Origin of the sequence: Bacillus sp. RB3 (assembly GCF_030164735.1) — a bacterium.
In the GTDB taxonomy this organism is placed as follows: Bacteria; Bacillota; Bacilli; order Bacillales; family Bacillaceae_G; genus Bacillus_A; species Bacillus_A cereus.
In genome coordinates this window covers 1-6,313 of sequence record NZ_JASNGE010000070.1, presented here as the reverse complement: position 1 = coordinate 6,313, position 6,313 = coordinate 1, and the positions used below count along the sequence as shown (strand labels likewise).

The following is a 6,313-nucleotide window of genomic DNA, read 5'->3' as shown; positions in this document are numbered from 1 at the left end:
ACAGAAAAACCAGGTGAAGGAACAGAAAAACCAGGTGAAGGAACAGAAAAACCAGGTGAAGGAACAGAAAAGCCAGGTGAAGGAACAGAAAAGCCAGGTGAAGGAACAGAAAAGCCGGGTGAAGGAACAGAAAAACCAGGTGAGGGAGTAGAAAAACCTAATTTACCAGAAAAAGGACAAGGTTCTTCTAATAATCAACAACTTCCAGCTACAGGACACAATACGAATTACGTTCCATTCATCGGTTTTATGCTTCTGCTACTAGGAATACGTTTAAGATTCATGGCTAAAAATGGTTAAAAGATGTATAAAAGGCATCAGAGATATATAGTCTCTGATGCCTTTTAAGTGAATACAGATAAAATGAAAATATCTATATGGAATGATAAATATGTTAAGCTTCAATTACGCTAAGCATTCTGTTTATAAATGCAGCTGCGTGTGCACGTTGTGATGGTCCTTTTGGTACGAATTGATTAAATTCATTACCTTTTACAATTCCATATCCATACACTCTTTGTACTTCTTCTTTAGCGTAAATTAAGTTTTGGTCTACGAATGGTAGTTCAACTTGTTTTGCAAAAATACCAGCGTGTTTTAGAGAACGATCAATCATAATAACAGCTTCTTCGCGTGTAATTGTAGTATTTGGATCAAATGTATTATCACCACGTCCGCGGATTATGCCTGCGCTTGCTGCACGGTTAATACCGTCTCTTAACGATGGGTGTACTTGTTCTAAGTCTGTGAAATTAGCATTTCCACTTGGTAATTGTAAAGCACGAGTAATTAGTGTAGCAAATTCAGCACGCGTTACAAGACGTTCTGGGAAGTACTTGCCGTTCCCTTCTCCTTGCATAATGCCTCTAGCTGCTAATTGACGAATGTCTTGTTCATACCATCCACCTGTAATGTCATCAGTTACGGGATTGTTTTGGTTTTCCTTATAGTATGTTTCAGTTCCTTTTAAGAAAGCATCCCATTGTCCGCGTTGAATCATAAACGCAGGGCAGTTTTTTCCTGACCAAAATTGATGTTTTTGGACCTTATCTAGAGAAATATTTAAGTCGTTCATTAAATAAGCTGCCAATTTACGGGCATTTTCTACCGCTTTTTCATAGTTTCCATCTTGATTAACGGCAATTTCAATTCCGATAGATTCATAGTTTCCAGTTTTATTTCCAGCATGCCATCCAACTTCATTTACTGGCAGATGTTGATAAATTTCTTTATCATCTACTGTGAAATGCCAAGATGCGGCACGATCAGCTGTTCCGCGTGCTTGATTATCTAAGAATTTTGCATGATTTAGAGCATTAGCACCCTTCGCTGTATTAGCCGTTTCGTGAATCGTAATATATTTAGGCACCATCGGGTAGCCAGGGCGAATATCGTCATTTCCTTTTGGGACAATCATTTCTTTAAATGTAACGCCATAAATATTGTTTGTTTGTAGAGCTTCTGGCGATCTCAATAAACTATTTTTAGCAGAACGACTGTTTTTTAATAATGAAGCTTTTGTATCTTCAAATGTAGCAGAAGGTGCATAAATCCATTTTGTTGTTTCATTTATTTGGACTTTAAACCAATTTCCAGCTTGTTCAGTAGGAGTTATGACTTGTGGCTGTAGTTTCCCTTCTTCTTTAAATGATTGGAACGGAAGGGCATGTATGGAAGCTTCTTCTTTTACGATTAATTTTTGATTAGATAGTTTATGAATCTCTTGAACTTCTAAGCTATTATCATTGTTATCTATCCATCCAGCGCCGGTTGGCGTCGTTATGTAATAAGCATTTCCTTTTTTCTTTGTCGCCGTTACGACTTGTTCTGTAATCTCGATATTCGATTTGTTTTTTAAATCATTCGCGGTATATAATGAATGTTTTTTTGAAGTGTATAGTAGGAATTGACCAGTAACCTCGATATCTTCTTCATGAGTACTATGCTCATTAACATGCTCTTTAATACTTTTAAAAACTTGATCTTCCGTATATATTTCAGCGGATTTTTCAGCACTCTCTGCAAATGAATAAGTAGGTGCAAGAACAGTTTGTAATGCAAGAGAGAGAGTTAAAACACTATAAAATTTCTTTTTCATATTTTTTTTAACACATTAGATTATGGAATCTAGTGTTAACATTCCTCCTTTTTATATTGTATTTTCACTATGTATCGATTTTAGTACTAATAAATTTTAACAAGAGAAAATGATGATGTCTATATACAGGAGCGATATTCATAAAAAGAATTATTTGAAAAAATGTAAGAGAAACAGGTAAAACCTTCTGTATTGACCTGTAAACGCCCTTCAAGTAAACTAAAGAGAGTTTGCAAATGAAAAGGTGATAATGTTGTTAATTTCAATTAAAACGTTACAAGATGATCGTTTTTTACGTCCGCTACAAAATATTGGCGGCTTATTTTTTGAAGATAGTACGATTGGATTTGAACAAGAGGAAGCGAATCTTATCGTTGATATACACATTGAGGATAATGTGAAAGCATCCGCTCGATTAACGGATGTTAGCACAGGAAATGTGTATGAAGAAACATTCTCGAAAGATTTATCTGCTTTCACAGATGAAAAAGAGCGTATGAAGCAAGTGAAACACGTTGTTTCTTATGTATATCTTTCTGTTCTTCAGCAGTTAACTGGTATTGAACAAAGCTGGGGTATTTTAACGGGAGTACGTCCGACGAAACTTCTTCATAAAATGCTTCAAAATGGTATGTCAAAAGAAGAAGCGCATCAAGAGCTTCGTGAAAGTTATTTAATTCATGAAGAGAAAATTGAACTTCTTCAGCGCATTGTTGATTGCCAATTAGCAGTTGTTCCGGATTTATACCGTTTGAAAGAAGAAGTAAGTATTTATATCGGTATTCCGTTCTGCCCAACGAAATGTGCATATTGTACATTCCCGGCTTATGCGATTAATGGACGCCAAGGGTCTGTTGATTCGTTCTTAGGTGGTTTACATTATGAAGTTCGTGAAATTGGTAAGTTTTTAAAAGAAAAAGGTGTAAAAGTTACGACGATTTATTACGGCGGAGGTACACCTACAAGTATTACAGCAGAAGAGATGGATATGCTGTATGAAGAAATGTATGAAGCGTTCCCAGATGTGAAAAATGTGCGTGAAGTAACAGTTGAGGCAGGTCGCCCAGATACAATTACGCCAGCAAAGCTAGAAGTGTTAAATAAATGGAACATTGACCGTATTAGTATTAATCCGCAGTCATACCATCAAGAGACACTAAAAGCAATTGGACGTCATCATACTGTAGAAGAAACAATTGAGAAATACCATTTAGCTCGTGAAATGGGAATGAACAATATTAATATGGACTTAATTATTGGTCTTCCTGGTGAAGGGTTAGATATCTTCAAACATACGTTAGATGAAACAGAAAAGTTAATGCCAGAATCATTAACAGTTCATACGTTATCATTTAAACGTGCTTCTGAAATGACGCAAAACAAACGTAAATATAAAGTAGCAGGTCGCGAAGAAATTACAGCGATGATGCACGAAGCAGAAGAGTGGACGCAAAAGCATAATTACGTACCATATTACCTATATCGTCAAAAGAATATTTTAGGTAACTTAGAGAACGTTGGTTATGCAATGCCGACGCAAGAAAGTATTTACAACATTGTCATTATGGAAGAAGTACAATCAATTATCGGACTTGGTTGTGGTGCATCAAGTAAATTTGTTCATCCGAAGACAGGAGCAATTACGCACTTCGCAAATCCGAAAGATCCAAAATCATATAACGATGGCTTCGTAAAATATACAGAAGATAAACTGAAAATTTTAGAAGAGCTATTTGTATAAGAAGGAGAGTGTTCCAAAGCGGAACACTCTCTTTTTTATATTGTCAGTTTTTGTCGGTAAGTCGATATATTCGAAAAATCGCTGATATAATTCGAGTTGCGCTGATATATTTTGAAAATCGCTGATATATTTCAAGTTACGGTCGATATACCTGGAAAATCGCTGATATAATTTCATTTACCGTTTAGCGGCACCGTATGTAAAACTATGTCGATAATAATCAGAAAAATTAGTCAAATCATTAAAGGACAATGTCTACTTATGGACGAAATGATAGATTTATGAAAGAGAAAAGGGGGAAATTGTTGGCATGTACATGACGATAGGGAGAATTTTTGATTTATCAGTTGGTAAGTATCCGAATAAAGAGGCGTTAGTGGAACCTGAAAAGAATATTCGCTGGACGTATAAACAGTGGGATGAACAAATAAATAAAACGGCGCACGCTCTATTAGGAGAAGGGGTAAGAAAGGGAGATACTGTATCTGTTTACTTATATAATTGCCGCGAATTTGTAAACGTTTACTTAGCCTGTGCGAAAATTGGAGCGATCTTTAACCCGATTAATTTCCGCTTAAAAGCAAAAGAAGTATCTTATATTCTTCAGGACGCATCCTCGAAAGTCGTTGTCTTTGAAAAAGCAGTTGAGTCAACTGTTGCTATAATTGAAAGAGATTTTCCAAATACATCTTTTTGGTCTATAGAAAACGATAAACCTTCCTATGCAAGTTCCTACCATGAAAAAGTGAATGAAGCATCTTCTGAGAAAGTAAATATCGAAATTGATGAAATGGATTATTGTTCAATGCTTTATACGAGCGGTACGACAGGTCATCCGAAAGGCGTATTACATCGTCATCGCGAAATGACTGAGCATAGTATGATTTGTACGTATTTCCTTAAATATAATAGAGATAGTGTAGGGCTTGTTGTGGCGCCTTTATATCACTGTGGTGAATTAAATGCCGGAATCATACCACGCATTCAAGTTGGCGGAAAGAATGTTATTTTGCATCATTTTGATACAGAAACAGTATTACATACGATTCAAGAAGAAAAGATTACGACGTTCTTTGCAGCGCCGACAATGTGGAATATGTTGTTGCAAAAAGATTTAGCTCAGTATGATTTAACTTCGATGAAGATTGGTATATACGGCGGAGCAGCAATGGCACCGGCGTTAGTAAAAGAATGTAAAGAACGTCTTTATATTGATCTTGTTCAAATATACGGAATGACAGAAATGGGGCCAGTTGTTGCGTTTCTCGTAGAGGAGGATCAAATTACGAAAGCTGGTTCAGCAGGCACGCCATGTTTTAGCCATGAAGTTCGTATTGTGAAACCGAACGAGGATGCACCGGCAGAACCAGAGGATGTATTACCTCCTTATGAAGTGGGAGAAATTATTTTACGCGGCCCAACTATGATGGCTGGCTATCATAATCGTGAAGAAGCGAATAAAAAATCGATGTATAAAGGATGGTATCATTCTGGTGATCTAGGCTATTTTGATAAAGACGGTTATTTATTCGTTGCTGATCGCGTTGATGATATGGTAATTAGCGGTGGCGTAAATATTTATCCTCGTGAAATTGAAGATTTCCTTCATAGTCATCCTGGTATATTAGATGTGGCGGTACTTGGTGAGCCAGATGAATTATGGGGAGAGCGTGTTGTGGCAGTTATTGTGAAGAAAGATGAAACAATAACAGAATCTGATTTAGAAACGTATTGCAAAGAAAGTGATGAACTAGCAGATTATAAACGTCCGCGTCATTATTTATTTGTAGATGAACTTCCGCGTAATGCGAGCGGGAAGTTGCAGAAATTTGTGCTGAGGGAGTCATTGAAAGGTGCGAAAAAATAAAAAATGAAGGATACCCCATATCTATGGGGTATCCTTCATTTTTCTATATTAAACAGAAGAAACAATATCTTTGTTAATTCTCATTTCTTCTTGTTGAAGGTTAATTAGCGCATTTGAAATAAGGTGGAAAAACAAAATGGATGTAATGTCCAAAAAGAAAAGACACCTTAAGGTGCCCCTCTCCGACTTGAACCATTTCATTTCATACGAATCTATCCGTATTACCATTACCCCTTTGTTATGAGTGTAAACACATACTATAAAGCAGAATCGTCTATATACACTAGATTGTTAGTTCACAAAAGACAAGAGATTTGAGATCAATATTGAAGTGACGCCACATCCCCTATAATAATTGATATGTTACGCCTTTTAAAAGAATCTGCTTTATAGAACGTGCCCACAAGTTATATTTTACTACATGTAATATTCATTTAGTGTATTTTTTGATGAATATGTATAATTACATAAACTGTATGAAAAAAAGAGAGTATACTCTGATGTTGTGTAATAAAGATAAAGCCCGCCTACGGGAATGAAGTGACCCCCGAAAGTTAGACAGGTCGTTTCATTAGGCAGCCTCTAGGGTATGAGCCCGGTATTGTAC

Annotated in this window: 4 protein-coding genes; 3 read left to right on the top strand and 1 reads right to left on the bottom strand. The window is 36.3% G+C overall.

Features of this window, described 5'->3' with window-relative positions; all coding sequences use genetic code 11:
• On the top strand, positions 1–300 hold a 300-nt coding region (locus tag QO049_RS30190), incomplete at its 5' end, for an LPXTG cell wall anchor domain-containing protein (protein ID WP_284489808.1).
• A 94-nt stretch (positions 301–394) separates the two neighbouring features.
• On the opposite strand, the gene QO049_RS30185 is transcribed toward QO049_RS30190, so the two are convergent.
• On the bottom strand, positions 395–2,098 hold the full coding sequence (locus QO049_RS30185) for an S-layer homology domain-containing protein (RefSeq protein WP_284489807.1): 1,704 nt from the start codon (positions 2,096–2,098) through the stop codon (positions 395–397).
• 250 nt (positions 2,099–2,348) lie between these two features.
• Between QO049_RS30185 and QO049_RS30180 the strand changes: the two genes are divergently transcribed.
• Together QO049_RS30180 and QO049_RS30175 are read left to right on the top strand one after the other, a co-directional pair.
• Positions 2,349–3,839 (top strand): coproporphyrinogen III oxidase, encoded by a 1,491-nt coding sequence (locus QO049_RS30180; RefSeq protein ID WP_065224680.1) that lies wholly within the window; start codon positions 2,349–2,351, stop codon positions 3,837–3,839.
• 310 nt (positions 3,840–4,149) lie between these two features.
• On the top strand, positions 4,150–5,706 hold the full coding sequence (locus QO049_RS30175) for a fatty acid--CoA ligase (protein ID WP_284489806.1): 1,557 nt from the start codon (positions 4,150–4,152) through the stop codon (positions 5,704–5,706).
• Positions 5,707–6,313: the final 607 nt, after the last annotated feature.